The sequence below is a fragment of the Bacteroides caccae genome (assembly GCF_002222615.2).
Lineage (GTDB): Bacteria > Bacteroidota > Bacteroidia > Bacteroidales > Bacteroidaceae > Bacteroides > Bacteroides caccae.
The window spans coordinates 3,925,061-3,946,943 of record NZ_CP022412.2 but is presented as its reverse complement, the minus strand read 5'-3'; the positions used below and the strand labels follow the sequence as shown (position 1 = coordinate 3,946,943).

The window sequence follows — 21,883 nt, the reverse complement described above, 5'->3', positions numbered from 1 at the left end:
AAAGTAGATGTAGGAAAGGAGAGGAGGGGTTTAAAAAAATAAAGAAAGGAAGCCGGAAGCTTCCTTTCTTTATTAGAATTTGAAACGAAATCTTTTATTTCTTCATCTTAGGCATCATCTTACCCATTTTGCTGCTGGTTACCATTTTCATCATTTTACGAGTCTGGTCGAATTGTTTCAACAGGCGGTTTACTTCCTGAATCGTTGTACCGCTACCTTTCGCGATACGTGTGCGGCGTGAACCGTTCAGGATTTCCGGGTTGGAACGCTCTGCCGGAGTCATGGAGTAGATGATAGCTTCGATACTCTTGAAAGCATTGTCGTCGATATCAATGTCTTTGATTGCTTTTCCTACTCCCGGAATCATGGAAGCAAGGTCTTTCAAATTACCCATTTTCTTGATTTGTGCAATCTGGCTGAGGAAGTCGTTGAAGTCGAATTGATTCTTGGCAATCTTCTTCTGTAAACGTTTAGCTTCTTCTTCGTCGTATTGTTCCTGCGCACGTTCTACCAACGAAACGATATCACCCATACCGAGGATACGGTCTGCCATACGGGCAGGGTGGAACTGGTCGATCGCGTCCAACTTTTCGCCTGTACCTACAAACTTAATCGGCTTGTTGACTACTGAACGGATAGAAAGCGCCGCACCACCACGGGTATCACCGTCGAGCTTGGTCAGTACCACACCGTTGAAGTCCAGACGTTCATTAAATTCTTTGGCCGTATTCACAGCGTCCTGTCCGGTCATGGAATCAACCACAAACAGAATTTCGTTCGGATTGATTGCTTCCTTGATAGCGGCAATCTCGTTCATCATCTGTTCGTCTACTGCCAGACGTCCGGCTGTATCGACGATTACGAGGTCGTATCCTTTGGCTTTAGCTTCCTGGATAGCGTGTTGCGCGATTTCTACCGGGTTCTTGCTTTCCAGTTCGCAGTACATCGGTACGTCAATTTGCTCTGCCAACACACGCAACTGTTCGATAGCTGCCGGACGGTAAACGTCACAAGCTACCAGTAATGGCTTGCGGTTCTTCTTGGTTTTCAGCATCCGGGCCAGCTTACCGGAGAAGGTAGTCTTACCGGAACCTTGCAAACCTGACATCAGGATTACTGCCGGGCGGGCATCAATATCAACTTCGACAGTCTCGCCACCCATTAACTGGGTCAGTTCGTCGTGCACGATTTTCACCATCAACTGGCTTGGTTTCACTGCTGTAAGTACGTTCTGTCCAAGAGCTTTTTCTTTCACGGTATCTGTGAAATTCTTTGCTACCTTGTAGTTTACGTCGGCATCAAGAAGTGCCTTGCGTACATCTTTCAGCGTTTCCGCCACGTTAATTTCGGTGATTTTGCCTTCACCTTTCAGAATCTTGAATGACCGTTCTAGTCTTTCACTTAAATTATCGAACATAGTTATTTAATTACGAATTAATATTTTGAGCCTGCAAATGTACAAAAATCTCTTGTATTTATATCTTTTTATTCTGCCATTTTGCTTTTTTGAGATAAATATAACTCGTTATCAATAACAAGGTATAGTACACAATCTCAATGGTAAAGCAGATTTCAATCGGTGCTTTGAGCCACATCCCGATGAAAATGATATACGAGCCGTAAATGATAATTGTAATTGTTTCGAGCAGTAAGGCGGCTTGTGTGTTTCCTGTGCCCGAGATACCGTTGAACACAACATTGGCTACCGATGCGATGAGCATGGCGATACAAATCACATAGACTGAAGGGACGGATTCTGCAATCAGTGCTGCCTCACTGGTATAGACGGACAGCAGTAGTTGCGGGAATAGTGCTGTGACTGCTACCAGCCCCAGCATAATAAAGAACGAGAATCTCGCAATTTTATTAATAAGCGGCATTACGTGCTTGATACCTCCCGCACCGATAGCATTACTGACAAGACTGTTTGTGGTGGTTGCCAGTGAATTGACCGGAATCAGCAATACGACGTAGATACTCCGGACTATGTTGGCAATCGCCAGTTCCCGTTGTCCCAGCCGTTCTACGGCAACAAAGAATACGAACCATGTAGCCATTGACAGGAAGTATTGGAGCATGGTGAAGCAGGAAATGCTGAGAATCCGCATCAACAGTGCAGGGTCGAACGAACGCAGACGGTTCAGTCCGTATTTCTTTAAGTCGATAGTGACATATGTGTAGATGAGGAAGAATAGGATAGAGGAGGCTTCGGCCAGTACGGAAGCAATGGCGGCTCCCTTGATACCCATTTCGGGCAGACCGAATTTCCCGAAGATCAGTGCGTAGTCCAGCACGACATTGGTCAATGCCATGACGACTGCGTTAATGGTCAGCACTTTAGTACGTGTGATTCCGATATACAGTGCCCGGAACATAACATTGATGAATGAGAAGAAGAATCCGTATATACGCCAGTCCAGAAACTCCATTGTCCCTTTGTAGATTGATTCCGAGGAAACCAGCAACCGCATGATGTTGCCACCGAAAGCCTTGGTGAAACCGAAGAGTAGTAATGCCATTACAAATAGGAACATAACTCCCTGAATCATCACCGGACCTACATCTGTGTAGCGTCCCTCGCCGTTACGTCTCGCAATGACAATTTGCGAACCGGTACTGAATCCGAATGCGATGGTGAATACACATATATAGAATAGTCCGCCCATAGCAGAAGCTCCCAAGGCAACTTCACTTACGTGACCCAGGAACGCCGTATCGGTGACATTGATGACATTTTGTGCCAGCAAGCTGAGTAGTATCGGGTAACTGACACTCCAAATCTGTTTGTTGGTATACATATTAAGCGTTTAAGTTTACATTTTGCAAAGATAGCGCTTTATTCCGAATCGGAAGCGATCGGGTAGGTGAAAACAATTTCCGGACCCTCCGGGGGTTGGGTATTGATTTGATAGGTTCCTCCGAAATGTGTCAGTAATAATTGGTTGATTTCGTGCCGGATGACAGTTTCCTGTGAGACAAAGGTAGTATCCGCCAACGGCGAATTAATGATTTGGAAATGAAGCATTTCATCTTTCCGGCTGAGTATGAAACGGATGACGCGTTCCTGTTTTTGGTCTTGCTGGTATTCATGCGGGTAAACCAGTGTGCTAAGTATCATCTGTGTCAGGCGGGCGGTATCTGTGCGGACGGGCTGTGACTTCGTTTCTGTGTAGAATCGGACTTGGATGCCTGTCGTTTCATTCTTCATACGTGCCATATAACATGCTTCGTTGCATAGTTCGACAGCATCGTAAACTTGTATCTGGAATTTCATCATTTGAGCTTCCAGGCGTGATAAGTCGAGCACATCGTTGACAAGTCTCATTAACTTTTCAGAGCTTTGGTGGATTATGTTTGAATATTCCTTCCTTGTTCCTTCGTCAATATTCGGTTCGCACGCTATGAGTTGCGAGAATCCTACTACGTTATTGAGCGGAGTGCGGATGTTATAACTCATGTTCGAAAGAAAGCGGTTCTTTATTTCATTCGTTTCCCGAACGGTTGCGGCGGCTTTGCGGATTTCGTTTTCCGAACGTTTCAATGCCTTTCGTACCATAGCCAGACGGAACATGAAAATGAATAATACAAATAAAACAACGATAATCACAGCCAGAAAGATGAGGCGAATCCGGTTGTTGTGCCGTTGTTGTTCCATATTGATTTTATCCAGTTGATAACTGCTCTTTATTTGTTCCATTTGATTGTTTGCAAGCGACATGGAGGCGGAATCTTTAATGGCAAGTGCCTTCTGATATAGTGGAACGGCCTTTTCGCTATCGCCGGCCTTTACCCATATTTTAGCTTTCACCAATAACTGTTCGGCATAGTCGCTGGCATAGTTGTCTTTCAGCATGACTAATGTGGTGTCGATATAATCTGAGGCTTTTTGATATTCACCGATATATTTGTAATATCTGGCGTAGGTGTCGAAATAAAGTACCTGATACATGAAATAGTTGTTTTCGTTCTGATATTCCTTAGCTTTCACCAGATGTTCATAGGCTCTTTGCGGCTGTTGGGTATTCAGGTAATAATAAGCATAGAACAATTCGTTGAACAGAAATACGTCAGAGAAACCGTCTTTAAGAGAAGGATTTTCCTTGATATGTTTATAGAGTGTGCTTTCGAGTTCTTGCAGGTATTTAAACAGCTTGCTGTTATTCTTCATTTCTTTGGTGACAGATACCAATTGCGACAGTACCGAGATGCGAACTACCGGATTAGCGTCCGGAGCAAGTAGCTTGTAGGCTTCTTCCAGTGCTTTGATGCCTTCCTCCCAACGTTGACTGCCGATGTAGGCATTGCTCAGACACTGATGAGCGGCTACCAGTCCCCGATGATTGTTTTTTTCGAAAGCTTGTTGCTTCATCTTGTTTGCCTCGCTAATGGCACGCTCGTATTCTTCGTTGTAAGTGTACAAGTCGATCTGGAAACGTTTGGCGTCGAAGAAATAATCCCATATATCGGATTTGTGGACGTGTGGTTCCATTTGTGTAATCCATTTCGCTACGCTGTCTGTTTTGTTGTGGTTATAATAGTACAATAGGTGATAATAGGCTGCCAGTCCTGCGTATTTATCATCCTTCTGAAACAATGCTTCTTTCATTAAAGTGTCCGAGAACTGGATGCATTTAGGATTATTCTGTTCTATTCTTATAATGTTGTTTAAAGCTACAAGACGGGTTGAGTCATGAGGCAGGTTTTGAAACACCTGTATCAAACTGTCCGTGTTCATTTCATAATCGGCTTTTCCGACAAGAAAGCAGCAACAGACTATGTGCAGTAGTATTAATCGTTTCATCTTGTTTCCTCCTTTCCTTGGTCGCTTTTGTCAATAGGATGTGTAAACAAGAAACGTGAACCTTCTTCGTAATCGGGGTCGATCCAGATACTACCTCCCAGTTGTTCGATGATGAGTTGGCAAATCGATAGTCCGAGCCCCGTACCTTGGGCATTTTCATTGAGCTTCTCGAAACGGTTGAATATCTTTTTCTGTTTTTCTTTAGGGATTCCTGTGCCGGTATCGGTGACAGAGAAAAGTGCCGTATCTTCCGTTTGTTGCTCAAGTTGCAGAGTGATAGAGCCTTGTGAGGTGAATTTAGTTGCATTGATAAGCAGGTTGATCAGTACTTGTTGCAGGCGGGCACTATCTGTCAGTAGTTCCAAGGAATCGAGAGGAGTGGAGAAGCGGACGTCTGCATGGGTCTGCTTTATCTTTTCCACCATATCAATGACGTTTCTGCATAGTCCTACTGCATCGCATATTTTGAACTTGAATGTCATCTTTCCAATTTCAAGGCTGGATAAGTCAATCACGTCATTAATCAACTTTAGCAACAGTTCCGAATTTTGCTGGATAATATCATTGCACTGTTTTCTCGTTTCTTCATCAATGGATTCTTCCGTCAGAATGGTGGAAAAGCCGGATAAGGCGTTGAGTGGAGTACGAATCTCATGACTCATGTTAGAGAGGAAAAGGCTTTTAGTGCGAATCGAATTTTCTGCCTGTTTCTTTACTTTTTCTTGTTCTTGTTGCGATTGGATCAGACGTTTGTTGTTCCTTTTGATGCGGAAGATGAAGAATATAATTAAGGAGAGGACAGACAGGATAATAAACCAGCTCCAGTATAAGATTTTCTTTTGCCTGTTTATGTTGTTTAATTCATTCTTGTCAATCTGATAGAGAGTATGCAATTCATTGATCTGGCGCAGATAGCTATTGGCGTCAAGTGAGTCTTTGCGTGCGTTAATCACTTCATATTCCTCACATGCTTCTTCGATACGTCCCATTAATGAAAGAACTTTTGCCCGTTCTTGTGATATCTGTATGTCTTTGTACGAACCGGATTCTTTGACGTATGGCAGTAATTCATCATACGATTGCAATGCTTGGGTATATTCTTTTGCGGCGATATGGTAGGAAGCATATAAGTATTTGATTAACAGAAGAAAATATGGATACGGATGTTTGGCATAGATTCGCTCCATTTTTTGCAGATGTTCCAATGCCGAAGGGAGTTTGTCTGACTGTATCTCATAAAACGCACGGCAACAGGGAAGATAAAAATAGCAAGGTGAATCGGGCCTTTTGTCGCAAAGAGCTTCCAAGTAGTTGATATCTTTCTCAATTCCTGCCATTTGCCGGTTATTGAGCTTAATAAGTATCATTTGAGATAATGCGTTTTTTAAATAGATGTCGGCTTCGGGTATCTGTTGCATAATCTCTATTGCTTCTTCATAAGAACCTATGGCAACTTGTGGTGTTGATGAGCTTAAATATGTATTTCCGATTGCACGTAGTGCAAGAGCTGTTCCTAGCGGGTAGTCTATCTCTTTAGCTTTCTTATACATTGAATTGGCGTTGTCAATAGCCAGGCTGATATTTCCTTCTGTTATTGATGACTGAACCGCCATTGCTTTGAGCTGGAATAAGATGTCGTATCGTTGCTGTTTTTCAAGTTCAGGTGTTAACAGCTTCTCCCATAAGATAATACTGTCTGTGGTGACGCCGGTGTTAAAAGCAAGGTCATACTGAATAAGCGGCTGTAATAAAGACAGACGTTCTGCATTAGTATGTGCAGCGTACAATGTTACCGATATGAATACCGTTATAATTGTAGTAATTATGTGGTGTAAGTTTCTATTCACCGGATGTTTGTTTGCAAGGTTTTATGCAAAAGAAACAAAAAGAGCGAAGACTGACAAGAATCTTCGCTCTTTTTTTCTAATTTATTTTCTTTTGATAATATCACGTGCGCTAGGGCCTTCGTGGTTGGGGTAGCCGGGAGTATGATTTCTGCATCTCGGGTCGGCGTCTACTTTCAGACTGCGGTAATTATCTTTTGACCGGGTGATGTAGTCGTCGAGCATGGCACGATGTTCTGCAAGAACCTTGGCATATTTGGGATTCTTGGCGAGGTTCTTACGTTCACCTGGGTCATTCTTCATGTCATAGAGTTCTTCTCCGTTGCCTTCCAAATAATGGGTGTACTTGTATCTGGGGCCACGTACCATACGTCCGGGAGTAACTGTGTATTCATATTCACTATGCCATTCGGATACAACATATGGATGAGTCTTCTTTTGTTTTTCTCCTTTTAATGTCGGTGCGAGGCTGATTCCTGCCTTTTCTGCGGGAACAGGAATGCCGGCCAGGTCACAGAGGGTTGGCAATAAGTCTAGTGTAGGCTGCGTGAGCAAGTGGTCTACCGGTTTTTTCTGATGCTTGATACCGGGACCTGCAAAGATAAATGGTACGTTTGTCATTTCATCATAGAAACTGATGTGCTTGGTCACCATACGGTGTGAAGTCATTCCGTCACCATGGTCGGCAAGGATAACAACGATTGTGTTCTTTCCTGCGGGGGTGGAGTATAATGCTTTCAAAACACTGTCTACTTGTTTGGATACCATTTTTGTATAGTGCTGGAAAGCGGCGATGTAATGGCGGTAATTTTCCTCACTCCAATGGGAGGCTTGCGTCATACGCCGGTGGCTGCAACAGATGTATTGCACCGGGGTAGGTATGTTGTTCCAGTCTTCTACATCGAAATTGTCGGGCAGTTCCGGAAGTGTGCCGCTGACAGGTCGGTCAGTATGTACTCCTTCATTTTCTCCTACGAATCCGCAGATATTATGGGGATTCTGAAAATCGGCAATGCATATGAAAGGTTTTTCCGAAGGATTGCTTAAATAGGAAACAACGTCCTCGCAGGTTCCTACGTCCAGAAAACTATCATTATTGACCGGAAATTCCGGGTCGGTAAATGGCTTTGCTACCGGTTCTTTATGTTTGAATCCTCTTAATGAACCCATATCGTGCGTTTTTCCGAAGTGTACAGCTTCGTAACCGTTTTCCGAAAAAAGGCTTCCTAATGTCGGAACGTTTTCCGGTATAGGTGTATTGATCGGTTCGCTGGAGTTGGAGCGTACGTTAGTTTGATGAGGCATCATGCCACTCCATAAAGCGGCGCGTGACGGTTGGCTGAGGGGGCAGCCTACATAAGCATTGGAAAAGATAACTCCTCTTGAAGCTACTTCGTCGATAGGAAGGGTGCAATCTTGTGTATGACCGTAGGCGCCAACGACGCGTTGTGTAAGATGGTCGCATTGGATAATCAGAAAATTGGGCTTTTCTTGTGCTTGGGCTGCTATGCCGCAAAGAGCCAATCCCATGAAAGGATAAATTGTTTTCATTCTTGGTTAGAATTAAGTGATACTTGATTTTGAAGCAAAAGTAGGAAAAAAGGGAAAGTAAAAAAGGGGGGAATACTTGTTTTGGACGCAAGTGAAAGTTTTTTGTACAAAATTGGAATAAATGATGGGTGATAAAACTATAAACGGTGAACAAACTGCGATTATAACGCATTCTGTTCACCGTTCATTATTTATGGTTTACTGCTAATTAGCTGTTCATGCTCATCAGGAATTCATCGTTGTCTCTGGTTTTTTCCAGACGGTCTTTTACGAAGTCCATTGCTTCGATCGGATTCATGTCGGCAAGATATTTACGGAGAATCCACATACGGTCGAGAGTTGTCTTATCAAGTAACAGATCGTCACGACGAGTACTGGATGCGGTAATGTTGACTGCCGGGAAGATACGTTTGTTGGACAGGTTGCGGTCGAGTTGCAACTCCATGTTACCTGTACCTTTGAATTCTTCGAAGATAACTTCGTCCATTTTAGAACCGGTATCAATCAATGCAGTTGCGATGATTGTCAGTGAACCACCGTTCTCGATGTTACGGGCAGCACCAAAGAAACGTTTCGGCTTATGAAGTGCGTTTGCATCCACACCACCGGAAAGTACTTTGCCCGATGCAGGAGATACTGTGTTGTATGCACGTGCCAGACGAGTAATAGAATCAAGGAATATAACTACGTCGTGGCCGCATTCTACCAGTCTTTTTGCTTTTTCCAATACGATACCTGCGATTTTCACGTGGCGCTCTGCCGGTTCATCAAAGGTAGAAGCGATAACTTCGGCATTGACGCTGCGCGCCATATCTGTTACTTCTTCCGGACGTTCATCGATAAGCAACATAATCATGTATACTTCCGGATGATTGGCTGCAATGGCATTTGCAATGTCTTTCATTAAAATTGTCTTACCGGTTTTAGGCTGGGCTACGATTAAAGCACGTTGACCTTTACCGATTGGAGCGAAAAGATCTACTACGCGGGCAGACATGGAATCCGAATAACCGCCTTTGCAGAGTTTGAACTTTTCATCCGGGAAAAGCGGCGTCAGGTGTTCGAAAGGAACACGGTCGCGAACGAAAGCGGCGTCACGTCCGTTAATCTTCGATACCTTTACTAACGGGAAATATTTCTCTCCTTCTTTGGGCGGGCGGATAACTCCTTCTACCACGTCACCGGTTTTCAGGCCAAATAACTTGATTTGCGACTGTGATACATAGATATCGTCAGGAGAAGAAAGGTAATTATAATCGGAAGAACGGAGGAATCCGTATCCATCCTGCATAATTTCCAGTACGCCTACTCCATTAAGGATGTCATCGAATTCGTAAGGCTTTTCACGCTCAATAACTTTACGTTCCTGCTGCTGTTGTGGTACCGGAAGATTTTCGTTCGCGTTGTTTGGCTGGGCAGGACGCGGCATCGGTACACGCTGCTGGTTCTGATTTTGGTTATTGTTACGTTGGAAGTTATTATTGTTATTATTATTGGCGTTATTGTTACTATTGCTAGCATTATTATTGCCATTATTGTTGTCACGCGGACGGACAATGCGTGGACGTTGTTGCTGTTGTTGCTGATGAGCCTGTTGTTGTGGCTGTGGTGCTTGTTGTTCGGTAGCAGTTTGTGCCGGTTCAGTTTTGGTGGCTTCGAATTTTCCAAAAAGTTCGGTGGGAAGTTCTATCTTTTCTGAAGGCAGATCTTCGATAGGAATAAAATCATCGTCGTCGGCACCGGATAAGATATTGCTTTCTTCGTCTATAACGGGTTCGGCTTTCTTTTGCGGTTGCGGTTTCACTACTACTTTCTTCTCTTCAGCAGGTTTGTTGGCTTTTGTTTTCTTTTCGGGAGCTTGTGCCGGGACTGCTTTTTCTATTACTTCAGGAGCTTTCTCAGTAACTACTTTATCTTCCGTTACTTTAGGAGTTGCCGGAGTTGCAGTTTTCACGCTTTCAACTTCTTTTTGCTCTGCTGCATCGGCATTTTTACGCGGACGGCCTACTTTACGTTTAGGAGCTGCGGTATTTTCTGCTTTAACTTCAACAGCAGGAGTCTCTTTTTCTTTATTTGCACTTTCCTCTTTTTTAGAAGGCTGTTGTGGCTTGGCAGGAGCAGCTTCTTTGGCTTTCTCAGCTTCTCCTTCCTTGGTTGCGGAAACTACTTTGTTATCTTTCTTGGCAGGCGCTACGCGTGAACGCTTTTTCTTTTGTTCTTCTTTGCGTTCTTCTTTAAGCTTGTCTGCGGCAACTTTCTTTGTGGCTCCGGCGATTGCTTGTTCATCGAGTATTTTGTAAACAAGGTCTTCCTTTTTTAATGAGTCTGTTTTTTTTATGCCTAACTCTTTGGCAATAACTTGAAGTTCCGACAGATCTTTGTCGTTTAATTGGATAATGTTATACATATAGTATGGTAAGTTATTAATATTTCTTTTTTGCTGAATTATGGACAGCATTACTATGACTCTCCGGTCACAGATATGCGAGCATACGTTTTGTTTTTATTATGAATTAGGGATGTATATGTTGAATCGTAGAATGTTTCAACGGGGCAAAGATAATAAATTTTTTTGGTTTCATAAACAATCAAACCTTTTTTTCAACGTAAAAGTGTATCTTTGCTACATAAAAGAAAATAGTATGACAGTAAATGAAGCTCATTTAATTTATTTTTCGCCTACACACACATCAAAACAAGTTGCCGAGGCGATTGTTCACGGAACAGGAATAAAAAATATTCTTCCTGTTAATGTCACTTTGCAGACTACCGGGGAAGCTGTAATTCCTGCATCTGCATTGGCTATTATCGTAGTTCCCGTATATGGAGGCCGTGTAGCTCCTTTGGCAATGGAACGTTTGCAGAATATTCGTGGCTTGGATACACCTACTGTGTTGGTTGTGGTTTATGGCAATCGTGCTTATGAAAAAGCCTTAATGGAATTGGACGCTTTCGCCCTTCCCCACGGATTGAAAGTGATTGCCGGCGCAACTTTTATCGGTGAGCATTCATATAGTACGGATGAACATCCGATTGCTGCCGGACGTCCGAATGATTCGGACCTGGCTCTGGCTACGGAGTTCGGGAAAAAGATCATAGAAAAAATAAAAACGGCTACCGGCCCGGATACTCTTTATCCGATAGATGTCCGTGCTATCAAACGCCCGAGGCAGCCTTTCTTCCCCTTATTTCGTTTTTTGAGGAAGGTTATCAAGTTACGTAAAAGTGGCACACCGCTTCCTCGTACTCCGTGGGTAAAAGATGAGAGTCTGTGTACACATTGTGGGTTGTGTGTGGTTCATTGTCCGGCGGGTGCTATTACAAAAGGCGATGAACTAAATGTAGATGAAACCAAATGCATCAAATGCTGTGCTTGCGTGAAAGTCTGTCCTAGGAATGCAAAAGTGTATGATACTCCTTTTGCGGCTTTATTATCGGATTGTTTCAAGAAGCAGAAACAGCCTCAGACTATTTTGTAAATAACAACGCGTTTCGTTGTTTCATCAATACGGAAGCGGTTATCTATTCGTTCGCCTATCAGCCATGCAATGCGTTCTCCGCAACAGAGCACCCATTGACGCTCTTTCTGACTGATAGAAAATTTGCGGTCGGTCAGGTAATCGCTTATTTTTTTCTTGCCTTTCATTCCGAAAGGAATAAAAGTATCACCGATTTGCCATTTACGGTGATAGATTTCTTCATTCAACTTGTCAGCGTCAAAACATGCTGTTCCTTTTTCCCGTGGAATCTGAAAATTTGACGTGTATTCTTTCTCTTCTTTAATTAATTGAAAAGGGGGGATGTCTTTTTCTTCAGACCGGATTTCTTCCAGTAGCAAAAATTCCCTGTCTTTAATCACTCTCCATTCTTTGCTGGCAAACTGTTTTCCCGATTGTCCATGAAGTGAGTTTGCAATATCTTTGATTTGTGTGGAGTTAAAGCCGAGTGGATGCAGAGTCTCGAATAAAATAGTTTCGGGTACAGCTTCTTTTAATAAACTGCTGATCCGGATTCCTTCTGGTGTGACTATTCTTGCTTTTGTTTTTGCTATACATTTATTATATATAGTAGCTACATCATTCAGATAATTACTCGTCTCCACCAGACTATTCTTGACGGATGGATTAATCTCCTCCATAAGTGGAAGGAGGTTGAGCCGGATCTTGTTGCGGGTGTATTCATCTTCCAGATTTGTACTATCGGTTACATAATCCTGTTCAATGTTTTGTAAATATTGAATGATCTCTTTGCGGTTGACACAAAGGAGTGGACGTACAATAGCTCCGTTGCGAGGACGGATTCCGAGTAATCCGGTGATTCCTGTGCCACGGATTAGATTGAGCAACATTGTTTCTATACTGTCGTCCTGGTGATGAGCAACGGCAATGACATCGGCCCGGTATTTATTTTTAATTTCTTCAAACCAGTTATAACGGAGTTCCCGCGCTGCCATTTCTATCGAAATATGCTTTTCGGCTGCGTATTGGGTTGTGTTGAAATCAGTGGTATGCAATCGGATGTTGTATTTCAGGCAGAGTTGGCGGACAAATGATTCATCGCGGTTTGATTCCTCGCCGCGTAAATGAAAGTTACAATGTGCGGCTTCGCAGTGATAACCTGCTGTGTGGAGAATACGTAGCAGTGCCACAGAGTCGGCGCCGCCGCTCAATGCTACCAGAATTTTGCTGTCTGATGAAAACAGATGATTCTTTTCTATATATTGTGTAATCCGTTGCTGTATCATGTTTGCAAAGATAATAGTTTCTTGCTTAGTCTTTTGAATTTTTCAGGAACTTCTCCTTCTGTTTCCTCTTTTTCTGATTACCAGATCTTTTTTAGTGAGGAGGTTTTTCGATTAGAAATGACTCTTATTTAAAAACAATCTAAATAATTTGCGTGCTCCGAAGTTATGAATTATCTTTGCCGAAAATTTAGAGAGTTATGCGTTTGTCCGAATTAACAACAGGCGAAAAAGGTGTCATCGTAAAGGTGCTGGGACACGGTGGTTTTCGTAAACGTATCGTGGAGATGGGTTTTATTAAAGGTAAAACCGTTGAAGTTTTATTGAATGCTCCATTGAAAGATCCCATTAAATATAAAGTCTTAGGTTATGAAATTTCTTTGCGTCGTCAGGAAGCTGAGATGATTGAGGTAGTCAGTGAAGAAGAAGCAAAAAAACAAGCCGGCGAAACTATTTATCACGAAGGTTTGCCTGAAGATGTTTCTGTAAAAGAAGAAGATATGAAGCGGTTGGCGTTAGGTAAACGCCGTACCATTAATGTTGCCTTGGTCGGGAATCCGAACTCGGGCAAGACTTCTCTTTTCAATCTGGCTTCCGGTGCCCATGAGCATGTCGGAAATTATAGTGGTGTGACTGTGGATGCCAAAGAAGGGCATTTTGATTTTGAAGGGTATCATTTTCGTATTGTAGATTTGCCGGGGACATATTCGTTATCTGCATACACGCCCGAAGAAATTTATGTCCGTCGTCATATTATAGATGAAACGCCGGATGTGATTATTAATGTAGTAGACTCCTCCAACCTCGAACGGAATTTATATCTTACGACGCAATTGATTGACATGAATGTCCGTATGGTGGTGGCTTTGAATATTTATGACGAATTGGAATCCAGTGGGAATACATTAGACTATCATTTGCTGAGCAAACTGTTTGGAGTACCGATGTTACCTACTGTCAGTAAGAAGAACCGTGGATTGGATACCTTGTTTCATGTCGTAATCAACCTTTATGAAGGCGTCGATTTCTTTGATAAACAGGGGAATATGAATCCGGAAGTATTGAAGGATCTGACCGAATGGCATGATTCTTTGGAGGACCGTAAGAATCATGAAGAGGAACATCTGGAAGATTATGTACGCGAACATAAAAGGACCGGGCGTGTGTTCCGCCATATTCATATCAATCATGGACCTGATTTGGAGAAAGCTATTGAGGCTGTAAAAGAAGAAGTTTCCAAGAATGAGTTCATTCGCCATAAGTACTCTACCCGTTTTCTATCAATAAAATTGTTGGAGAATGATCCGGACATAGAGAGTTTTGTACGTACTTTGCCGAATGCGGAGGAAATCCTGCGTATTCGTGATAAAATGGCCAAACGCGTACAGGATACGATGAATGAAGATTGCGAGTCGGCTATTACGGATGCGAAATATGGTTTTATCAGTGGTGCGCTGAAAGAAACTTTTACTGATAATCATTTGGAACAGGCGCAGACTACAAAAGTGTTGGATTCCATTGTCACTCACCGTATTTGGGGATATCCTATTTTCTTCCTTTTCATGTATCTGATGTTTGAAGGTACTTTTGTGCTCGGGGAATATCCGATGATGGGGATTGAATGGTTGGTGGAACAAATAGGCGATTTGATTCGTAACAATATGACGGATGGTCCGTTGAAAGATATGTTGGTTGACGGCATTGTGGGTGGTGTAGGAGGCGTTATTGTCTTTTTACCAAATATTCTGATTTTGTATTTCTGTATTTCATTAATGGAGGATTCCGGTTATATGGCTCGTGCGGCGTTTATTATGGATAAGATTATGCATAAAATGGGGTTGCACGGAAAATCGTTTATACCTTTGATTATGGGATTCGGATGTAATGTACCTGCTATTATGGCTTCACGTACTATCGAAAACCGGAAAAGTCGTCTCATTACGATGTTGATTAATCCACTTATGTCATGTAGTGCGCGCTTACCTATTTACTTGTTGTTGGTAGGAGCTTTCTTTCCGAACAATGCGAGCTTGGTATTGTTAAGCATCTATGCAATTGGTATTTTTCTGGCTGTACTGTTAGCACGGTTGTTTAGCAAGTTCTTGGTGAAGGGTGACGATACTCCGTTCGTTATGGAACTCCCGCCGTATCGTATGCCGACTGCGAAATCGATCTTTCGCCATACATGGGAAAAGGGAGCGCAGTATTTGAAAAAAATGGGCGGAATTATTATGGTCGCTTCTGTTGTAATTTGGTTTCTGGGATATTATCCGAATCATGATGCATACGAGACAGTTGCCGAGCAACAGGAAAATTCTTATATCGGTCAGTTAGGACGTGCGATAGAGCCGGTGATAGAACCTATGGGGTTTGACTGGAAACTTGGAATTGGCTTGATTTCAGGAGTGGGGGCAAAGGAGCTGGTGGTAAGTACATTGGGAGTGTTGTATGTCGATGATCCGGATGCAGATTCGGTAAGTTTGGCAGAAAGGATTCCGATCACTCCGTTGGTCGCATTCTGTTATATGCTTTTTGTACTGATTTACTTCCCGTGTATTGCGGCATTGGCTGCTATAAAACAGGAGTCCGGTAGTTGGAAATGGGCATTGTTTGCAGCTTGTTATACTACGGTATTGGCTTGGCTTGTATCCTTTGCCGTTTATCAGATTGGAGGATTATTTGTATGATTAATTGGCAGGAATGGGTAGTAGGAGTACTGGTAGTACTCTGTATTGCTCGTATTATATATGGAATCTTTCTTTTTTTTCGTCATACGCGAGAAAATAAAAATCCTTGTGACAGTTGTGTAAGTGGCTGTGAACTAAAGGATATGCTAGAGAAGAAGCGTAAAGAGTGTGGTGTAAAGAAAAAAAGTACAAAGAAAAATTGCTGTGGATAGTTGGTAATTTCAAAATTTGTACTACCTTTGCAACCGCAAACAAGAAAAATGGTTCCTTGGATGAGTGGCTTAGTCAGCGGTCTGCAAAACCGTGTACGGCGGTTCGAATCCGCCAGGAACCTCAAGAAATCCTTGCAACTAACTGAAATTCAGTAAAAGTTGCAAGGATTTTGCTTTTAGGATTAAAAAGAGGATTAATCTCTAATGAAGTTCTGAATCGCCAGATAGAGCGAATCAAGGAGATAGAATAGTTATTCGCTTGCTCGTTTCAGCCTTTCCAAAATTACCTCAACAATACTGTTTATGCTGTCATCTATCCCGAACTTACATTCTTATAAAGCAACGAAACAAATGGGCATCGTTTTTTTTCATTTGTGTAGCGAAAATTGGTTGAATCTATGAATCGTATAAAAGGTATACTTTATGCAGCGGTATCCTCCTCCACTTTTGGGCTGGCTCCGTTTTTTTCTATCACTTTGCTATTAGCCGGTTTTTCGGCTTTCGAGGTACTTTCTTATCGTTGGGGAGTGGCGTCGATTGTATTGATTGTGTTTGGTTGGTTATCCGGTTGCAATTTTCGATTGGCTGGAAAAGATTGGGGAGTTGTTTTTCTGTTGAGTTTGTTGAGAGCCGTTACTTCATTTAGTTTGATTATTGCTTATCAGAATATAGCTAGCGGAGTGGCTTCTACCATACATTTTATGTATCCGTTGGCTGTTGCTTTGGCAATGATGTTTTTCTTCCGGGAGAAGAAGTCCCTCTTGGTGATACTTGCAGTATTGATGTCTTTGCTGGGAGCAGCTTTACTTTCATTGGGAGAGTTGGAGGCGAAAAGTGGAAATACAATGGTTGGTTTGGTTGCTGCCTGTGTTTCTGTTTTTTCATACGCAGGGTATATTGTTGGAGTGCGGACAACGCGGGCCGTACAAATAAACTCTACGGCATTGACTTGTTATGTTATGGGGTTGGGAACTATTTTTTACCTCATAGGCGCCTATTGTACTTCCGGACTTCAACTTGTGTCGGATGGATATACCTGGCTGATTATTCTTGGGCTGGCATTACCGGCTACGGCTATTTCCAATATAACTTTAGTACAAGCTATTAAATATGCCGGACCTACACTGACTTCCATCTTGGGTGCAATGGAACCATTAACGGCTGTTGTAATCGGAGTTTTTGTATTCAAAGAGCTTTTTACTGTGAATAGCGCTGTTGGAATTATACTAATCTTGTTGGCAGTAAGCATAGTAGTGTTTCGCAGACAAAAATCCTGAATGATATAATCAATAAAAGAGGCTGTCTCAAATTTGAGACAACCTCTTTTTATTTGCTCTAAAATGTTTATCTTAGAGCATGTTAATCGATAGCACAAATATACAATTTAAGGAGTATTCTCAAGGCATGGATTCCTTATTTCCTTCCCGTCTTGATGAAAATATTTCTTCGGATGCTCCGGTCAGGCTTGCCAACCAGCTCGTTGATGAGTTTGACATCAGTCTGTTGTTATCCACTTATAAAGGTGGTTGTTGTCCTGCTTATTATTCTCGCATGCTTTTGAAAGTGCTGTTCTTCGCCTACCTTCCTCTATTATCAGTTATCCGAAAATCCTTACAGCATTATATCAAGGATATCTATTATAGTCTAAAATATCTGACTCGTAACACTTTTCTATATACTATTCTACCATAATTATTTTTAAATAATAATATTGCCATAATTTCACGAGTTGAACCTACTCCTCCTCCCTTTACCATATTAAACCAAGTAAGAAAGCCACCTCTCGACCAGCAATCTTCAAGAAATATTGTTCCACTTGTGACAAGATTAAAATCAATATACAAATAGTTTCCACCACTTGATTCTACCCTCCGTATCTTAAATTCGTCATTATTAACTAACGCTTCTTGATCTTCATACTGCGGATTAGGAAAGAAATCAAGGCTAGCAGTAAATGGGTTAGTATATTGACTTACTTCAAAATTTGGAGTATGTGGTTCAAACTCGAAAGGGGCTGTGGCATCCATATTCAGAAAAACTGGATTTGACCTAATACCCTCAGCATTAAATACTCTCATATAGACTGTCACTTTATTAGTTTTTTGTGTAGGCATAACTCCCCACCAAGGATCAATAGTTTGTGACCAATCCGAAGTCGAGCTTTCACTATCCCTTTTAAGTTTCCATTCATATTGAATATTTTTCAAAAAAGTTTCTGCTTTTGAGTCTATACATCTGGCAGACACCATATAAGCGCTAACTTCCATACGCCATTCAAGGACGAATGGGGGAAACCCAACCATTATCTTCTTATGGAACTTCGTTGTAACATTATTAATAACACAACTGGCGGTAATAGTGATAACACCGTACTTCTTCATCGACAGCGTACCGGTATTGTCTACAGTAGCTACAGACTCATCAGATGTATTCCATGTAATATTGTAATTCATCGTATTATTACGTATGGTGTAACGGCTACCGTCAGTGGCAACTTCTGGACCGTCCACAGTAACCTTCATCTGCTCCAGCATCCAGTCAAGCATAGTAGGCTCGAAAGAAGTATGGTAGGTAGACCCGTCGGTTATATAGAATGCGTCGAACGGGGTATGTTTGGGGCTAGCAGGTGGAAAATTCATCAAATACTTCTTCTCATAATCACTTTGAGTCAGTTCAACCTTACCCTCACCGATATCCAGAGAGCTGACTGTAGGGATAAACATCAGTTTATTCTCAAAATTAGTTGTAAGATTATACCGGGTAAAGAGCTGGACCCATCTTTCGGCCTGGTCACTGCTTATGGCAGCACCATTGGCATTGGACAGTTCATAATAGGAACCGGGCATCTTGTCATAGTTAATCATTGATAAAGGGTAATCCCGCTGATAAGAAAAAACAGTCCGGCGAATCTTGATCATCCAAAGGAACTTCTTCACATAACGAAGATACATGTTGCATACTGAACGACCGTCGTAACCTATTGGGTTTGCCTCAAAATGTAGAAGTAATGTTGAGCTGCCGGGAAGAAAACCAAGCAGGAACACTTGCCAGTCCTGAAGAGCGATACCAAGAACCGAAGCAAAGAAGTTGGGTGCCACAAACTCCATCAAGATATCCGAAAGGATTTTGGTCGAAGCCCTGCCATCGACATATATATAAGGTTTGCGGCAATCAATAACCGGTGTCTGGCCGTTACTTATACTGACGACACGCATCTTGTATCCGTTATCACCCTCTGGATAGCCCATCTTGGTGAGTTCACGCTGCCAAACAGTATGATAGGAGTTGTCTACGTTCCCATTGTCATCAACATAGTTGATAAGCATCTGACGGGCAGCGTTGCTATAAAGCACAGGAGATATCTGTTCTGCCAAACACCGTTCACCTCGTTGTCGAAAACCTGCTCATTCTCGTAACGTATAAGATGACTGCTCAATGCGTCTTCACGAATATATGAATACTGGTACAACACGACCCCTATAATCCCCTTACCTCTTCCAGAAAGGGAGTGTTGGGTGGCAAGAACCTCTTCTGCATTGAAAGGCTTGGCACCCACAGAGGAGGAGCGAACGGTACGAAGAAGATTCTCGAAGGCGACACGATCCACATAATTGCTATCATTCAATTCCTTGCCATTATAAATATCCAGATCAGCCAATTCAAAGGCATAGTCACGAAGAAGACCATGAGGAATCTTACTCTTGTCAAGGTGCTGGAACATGTTGTCAAGCCAGTTCCTGACTTCAGGGGTATCTTCAACAAAATGTGATTGCCCTAGTGCCGACATGTAGAATATGCAGCACAACAGAAAAATTATATTTTTCATAATGAGTAGACTTTTTACAAAATATAATCAAATAATCCTGATGTATAGAAAGTTCTATTCCTTTCAATGTTATATCCCTCAAACTTCCCTTCTGTTACTGATGCCTTATATGAAGCCTGTGGAACACGTTTACTCGTAACCTCAGTTTCAAAATTAAATAGACCAAAGATTTCACCTTTATCTACATTAATATTAGTAAACTCAATATACCCTTTGTTTACAATGTCAGTCTTTAGAATAATCTTCTTTTTTCTGATACTTTTAGGGATAAGAGTTGTATCTGAACATTGATAAAGGTACGGAGTTACTTCAATGGACGCTATATAACATTCATCCTCAAAATCAAATAGACCGTTGTTATCAATATGTTCCTTGAAATAATATTTCTCTCCCAATTGCGGTAGTCCCTTTTGAGTGACAGAAATATATATCCTATAATTTCCACCTTCCTTATCATTAATGCCTTTAGCTATATTGAAAGTAAAAGAGCCATCGTCATAATATGAATAGTTCATATGAAAACTTGTCGGAGCTTCAAACATTGTTCTTAGTCCTTCTCCCCTAGCACATTTACCATTTATAATACATTCAACATAGCTGTTATTTTTTAATAATGATTCTACTATATCTTTTTTACAGCCACTGAGTGACGATAATATTAAACATAGTATTGTGATTAGCATTAACTTTGTACTTTTCATTGTAAAGTGTTTAGATCATCAACTATTTTTAGATAATGGACATACAAGCTATCCGGTATAGTAAGATCAATGGCTTCTTCTTTACTCATATTAAGTATATAAGCAGAGTCACGATAAATAATCTGATCCATCAGCATGTTTTCCAAACTAGATTGCTCCTTATGTAGCTTTTCGTCAGGAGTAAGATTTAATTGTGTAGATCTGTCAATTGAAATGCCACTATTGGCATTTTCTACTATGATATCAGAGTCATTACACGATGATACCACCAACATAAATGTTAAGACTAGCACTAGCTTTGTGTTCATTTTCATAGTTGTGTAATTTAATAGTTAAACATTTATTTATGTGAAATATATTATTATGTATAGTCAATTGTCATAAGTCATTATGTATTAGAGGTCTATATTTTTTTTAAAAGAGATTGTTTGTGTAATTTTTAAACATATAATAAAGGTAATAAACTTATTCAATATAAAAAATATTTTAATCACTTTTTTTACTATTAATCATAATGCCATTTAAAAAATCGACTTATAATCAATAAATGTTCTCTTAATATCAACGGATATTATTATAATTGGAAGTTATTAGATATTCACTAAGAGTCAATACTTCCAGAAAAATGTTGTTCTATTCTAGCAGAACTAGTAGTGTTTCGCAGGCAAAAATCCTGAATGATATAATCAATAAAAAAGCTGTTTACCATACGGATAAACAGCTTTTTATTGGTGAGCCTCTTGTCGGATTCGAACCAACGACCCCGAGATTACAAATCACGTGCTCTGGCCAACTGAGCTAAAGAGGCGTTATTTTCTTTTGCGGGTGCAAAGGTATGAAATACTTTTAAAAATGCAAATACATCGTATACTTTTTTTATATTTGCATTCTCACTAATAATTATAAGACAATGAAAAAGAAAATTATGAATGTGTGTGGTGTGGCGTTTGTAGCTGTAAGTCTATTAGCTTGTTCCGGTCAGAAGAAAGGAATGGCTGCCACTGAAATGGCATCGGATAGTACGAAAGTAGTTGGAGACGTGATAACTACTCAAGCAGATAGCACGGGATATATCGTGAAGGTAGGTGAGGTAGCACCAGACTTTACCATAACTCTGACTGACGGTAAGCAGGTGACTTTATCTTCTCTCCGTGGTAAAGTGGTAATGTTGCAGTTCACGGCAAGTTGGTGTGGTGTTTGTCGGAAGGAAATGCCGTTTATAGAGAAGGACATTTGGTTGAAGCATAAAGATAATGCAGACTTTGCCCTGATTGGTATTGACCGTGACGAGCCGCTTGATAAAGTGCTCGCCTTTGCAAAGTCTACCGGAGTCACTTATCCTTTGGGGTTGGATCCCGGTGCAGATATTTTTGCAAAATATGCATTGCGTGAGTCCGGCATAACGCGGAATGTTTTGATAGATAAAGAAGGAAAAATAGTAAAGCTAACCCGTTTGTACAATGAGGAAGAATTTGCTTCACTGGTGCAGACGATTAATGAAATGCTGAAATAGGATAAAG

Annotated in this window: 16 protein-coding genes, 2 tRNA genes and 1 pseudogene; 7 read left to right on the top strand and 12 right to left on the bottom strand. The window is 41.4% G+C overall.

The window, feature by feature from the left end:
* Window positions 1-94 precede the first annotated feature (94 nt).
* The 6 genes from ffh to rho all read right to left on the bottom strand — a co-directional run bounded on the left by ffh (window position 95) and on the right by rho (window position 10,603).
* On the bottom strand, window positions 95-1,417 hold the full coding sequence (ffh, locus tag CGC64_RS16260) for a signal recognition particle protein (RefSeq protein ID WP_005678502.1): 1,323 nt from the start codon (window positions 1,415-1,417) through the stop codon (window positions 95-97).
* A 58-nt stretch (window positions 1,418-1,475) separates the two neighbouring features.
* The gene (locus CGC64_RS16255) at window positions 1,476-2,798 is read right to left on the bottom strand and encodes an MATE family efflux transporter (RefSeq protein WP_005678503.1); all 1,323 of its coding nucleotides are present in this window, start codon (window positions 2,796-2,798) and stop codon (window positions 1,476-1,478) included.
* A gap of 38 nt (window positions 2,799-2,836) precedes the next feature.
* The gene (locus tag CGC64_RS16250; protein ID WP_005678504.1) at window positions 2,837-4,801 is read right to left on the bottom strand and encodes a tetratricopeptide repeat-containing sensor histidine kinase; all 1,965 of its coding nucleotides are present in this window, start codon (window positions 4,799-4,801) and stop codon (window positions 2,837-2,839) included.
* Window positions 4,798-6,648 (bottom strand): tetratricopeptide repeat-containing sensor histidine kinase, encoded by a 1,851-nt coding sequence (locus CGC64_RS16245; protein WP_005681579.1) that lies wholly within the window; start codon window positions 6,646-6,648, stop codon window positions 4,798-4,800. Before CGC64_RS16245 ends, CGC64_RS16250 begins: the two co-directional genes overlap by 4 nt.
* Window positions 6,649-6,729: 81 nt before the next feature.
* The gene (locus CGC64_RS16240) at window positions 6,730-8,196 is read right to left on the bottom strand and encodes a sulfatase family protein (RefSeq protein ID WP_005678507.1); all 1,467 of its coding nucleotides are present in this window, start codon (window positions 8,194-8,196) and stop codon (window positions 6,730-6,732) included.
* Window positions 8,197-8,404: 208 nt separating this feature from the next.
* Entirely contained in the window at window positions 8,405-10,603 is a 2,199-nt protein-coding gene (gene rho, locus CGC64_RS16235; protein ID WP_005681576.1) for a transcription termination factor Rho, read from the bottom strand.
* Window positions 10,604-10,838: 235 nt separating this feature from the next.
* Here rho and CGC64_RS16230 point away from each other — a divergent pair, with 235 nt between their 5' ends.
* Window positions 10,839-11,675 carry a 4Fe-4S binding protein gene (locus CGC64_RS16230; RefSeq protein ID WP_022042002.1) on the top strand — a complete coding sequence of 279 codons (837 nt, stop codon included), beginning with the start codon at window positions 10,839-10,841 and terminating at the stop codon, window positions 11,673-11,675.
* On the opposite strand, the gene tilS is transcribed toward CGC64_RS16230, so the two are convergent.
* On the bottom strand, window positions 11,660-12,940 hold the full coding sequence (gene tilS, locus CGC64_RS16225; RefSeq protein WP_005678511.1) for a tRNA lysidine(34) synthetase TilS: 1,281 nt from the start codon (window positions 12,938-12,940) through the stop codon (window positions 11,660-11,662). The genes CGC64_RS16230 and tilS overlap by 16 nt on opposite strands.
* 197 nt (window positions 12,941-13,137) lie before the next feature.
* Here tilS and feoB point away from each other — a divergent pair, with 197 nt between their 5' ends.
* The 5 genes and pseudogenes from feoB to CGC64_RS19350 all read left to right on the top strand — a co-directional run.
* Entirely contained in the window at window positions 13,138-15,624 is a 2,487-nt protein-coding gene (feoB, locus tag CGC64_RS16220) for a ferrous iron transport protein B (protein WP_005678512.1), read from the top strand.
* Window positions 15,621-15,836 (top strand): hypothetical protein, encoded by a 216-nt coding sequence (locus tag CGC64_RS16215; protein WP_005678513.1) that lies wholly within the window; start codon window positions 15,621-15,623, stop codon window positions 15,834-15,836. Before feoB ends, CGC64_RS16215 begins: the two co-directional genes overlap by 4 nt.
* A 50-nt stretch (window positions 15,837-15,886) precedes the next feature.
* Window positions 15,887-15,958: transfer RNA gene (locus CGC64_RS16210), tRNA-Cys, on the top strand.
* A 276-nt stretch (window positions 15,959-16,234) separates the two neighbouring features.
* A complete protein-coding gene (locus tag CGC64_RS16205; RefSeq protein ID WP_005678514.1) occupies window positions 16,235-17,113 on the top strand; it encodes a DMT family transporter in 879 nt (292 codons plus the stop codon).
* 79 nt (window positions 17,114-17,192) lie between these two features.
* Window positions 17,193-17,477, top strand: a pseudogene (locus tag CGC64_RS19350) (IS5/IS1182 family transposase); the annotation flags it as partial.
* On the opposite strand, the gene CGC64_RS16195 reads toward CGC64_RS19350, so the two are convergent.
* The 5 genes from CGC64_RS16195 to CGC64_RS16175 form a co-directional block, all read right to left on the bottom strand.
* Entirely contained in the window at window positions 17,474-19,210 is a 1,737-nt protein-coding gene (locus CGC64_RS16195) for an Ig-like domain-containing protein (protein WP_224241863.1), read from the bottom strand. The pseudogene CGC64_RS19350 and the gene CGC64_RS16195 overlap by 4 nt on opposite strands.
* Window positions 19,126-19,557: a hypothetical protein gene (locus tag CGC64_RS16190; protein WP_146109159.1), complete on the bottom strand. Its 432-nt coding sequence runs from the start codon at window positions 19,555-19,557 to the stop codon at window positions 19,126-19,128. Before CGC64_RS16190 ends, CGC64_RS16195 begins: the two co-directional genes overlap by 85 nt.
* 119 nt (window positions 19,558-19,676) lie before the next feature.
* Window positions 19,677-20,363, bottom strand: coding sequence for a hypothetical protein (locus CGC64_RS16185; protein WP_005678521.1), 687 nt, complete (start codon window positions 20,361-20,363; stop codon window positions 19,677-19,679).
* Window positions 20,360-20,677, bottom strand: coding sequence for a hypothetical protein (locus CGC64_RS16180; RefSeq protein WP_005678524.1), 318 nt, complete (start codon window positions 20,675-20,677; stop codon window positions 20,360-20,362). Before CGC64_RS16180 ends, CGC64_RS16185 begins: the two co-directional genes overlap by 4 nt.
* Window positions 20,678-21,097: 420 nt before the next feature.
* A tRNA-Thr gene (locus CGC64_RS16175) sits at window positions 21,098-21,171 on the bottom strand.
* A 102-nt stretch (window positions 21,172-21,273) separates the two neighbouring features.
* Here CGC64_RS16175 and CGC64_RS16170 point away from each other — a divergent pair.
* A complete protein-coding gene (locus CGC64_RS16170; protein ID WP_005678526.1) occupies window positions 21,274-21,876 on the top strand; it encodes a TlpA family protein disulfide reductase in 603 nt (200 codons plus the stop codon).
* Window positions 21,877-21,883 lie beyond the last annotated feature (7 nt).

Excerpts from the sequence above, each read along its gene's own strand:
- ffh (WP_005678502.1), bottom strand. The coding sequence starts at position 1,417 with ATGTTCGATAATTTAAGTGAAAGACTAGAACGGTCATTCAAGATTCTG.
- CGC64_RS16255 (WP_005678503.1), bottom strand. The coding sequence starts at position 2,798 with ATGTATACCAACAAACAGATTTGGAGTGTCAGTTACCCGATACTACTC.
- CGC64_RS16250 (WP_005678504.1), bottom strand. The coding sequence starts at position 4,801 with ATGAAACGATTAATACTACTGCACATAGTCTGTTGCTGCTTTCTTGTC.
- CGC64_RS16240 (WP_005678507.1), bottom strand. The coding sequence starts at position 8,196 with ATGAAAACAATTTATCCTTTCATGGGATTGGCTCTTTGCGGCATAGCA.
- rho (WP_005681576.1), bottom strand. The coding sequence starts at position 10,603 with ATGTATAACATTATCCAATTAAACGACAAAGATCTGTCGGAACTTCAA.
- CGC64_RS16230 (WP_022042002.1), top strand. The coding sequence starts at position 10,839 with ATGACAGTAAATGAAGCTCATTTAATTTATTTTTCGCCTACACACACA.
- tilS (WP_005678511.1), bottom strand. The coding sequence starts at position 12,940 with ATGATACAGCAACGGATTACACAATATATAGAAAAGAATCATCTGTTT.
- feoB (WP_005678512.1), top strand. The coding sequence starts at position 13,138 with ATGCGTTTGTCCGAATTAACAACAGGCGAAAAAGGTGTCATCGTAAAG.
- CGC64_RS16215 (WP_005678513.1), top strand. The coding sequence starts at position 15,621 with ATGATTAATTGGCAGGAATGGGTAGTAGGAGTACTGGTAGTACTCTGT.
- CGC64_RS16205 (WP_005678514.1), top strand. The coding sequence starts at position 16,235 with ATGAATCGTATAAAAGGTATACTTTATGCAGCGGTATCCTCCTCCACT.
- CGC64_RS16190 (WP_146109159.1), bottom strand. The coding sequence starts at position 19,557 with ATGTTCCAGCACCTTGACAAGAGTAAGATTCCTCATGGTCTTCTTCGT.
- CGC64_RS16185 (WP_005678521.1), bottom strand. The coding sequence starts at position 20,363 with ATGAAAAGTACAAAGTTAATGCTAATCACAATACTATGTTTAATATTA.
- CGC64_RS16180 (WP_005678524.1), bottom strand. The coding sequence starts at position 20,677 with ATGAAAATGAACACAAAGCTAGTGCTAGTCTTAACATTTATGTTGGTG.
- CGC64_RS16170 (WP_005678526.1), top strand. The coding sequence starts at position 21,274 with ATGAAAAAGAAAATTATGAATGTGTGTGGTGTGGCGTTTGTAGCTGTA.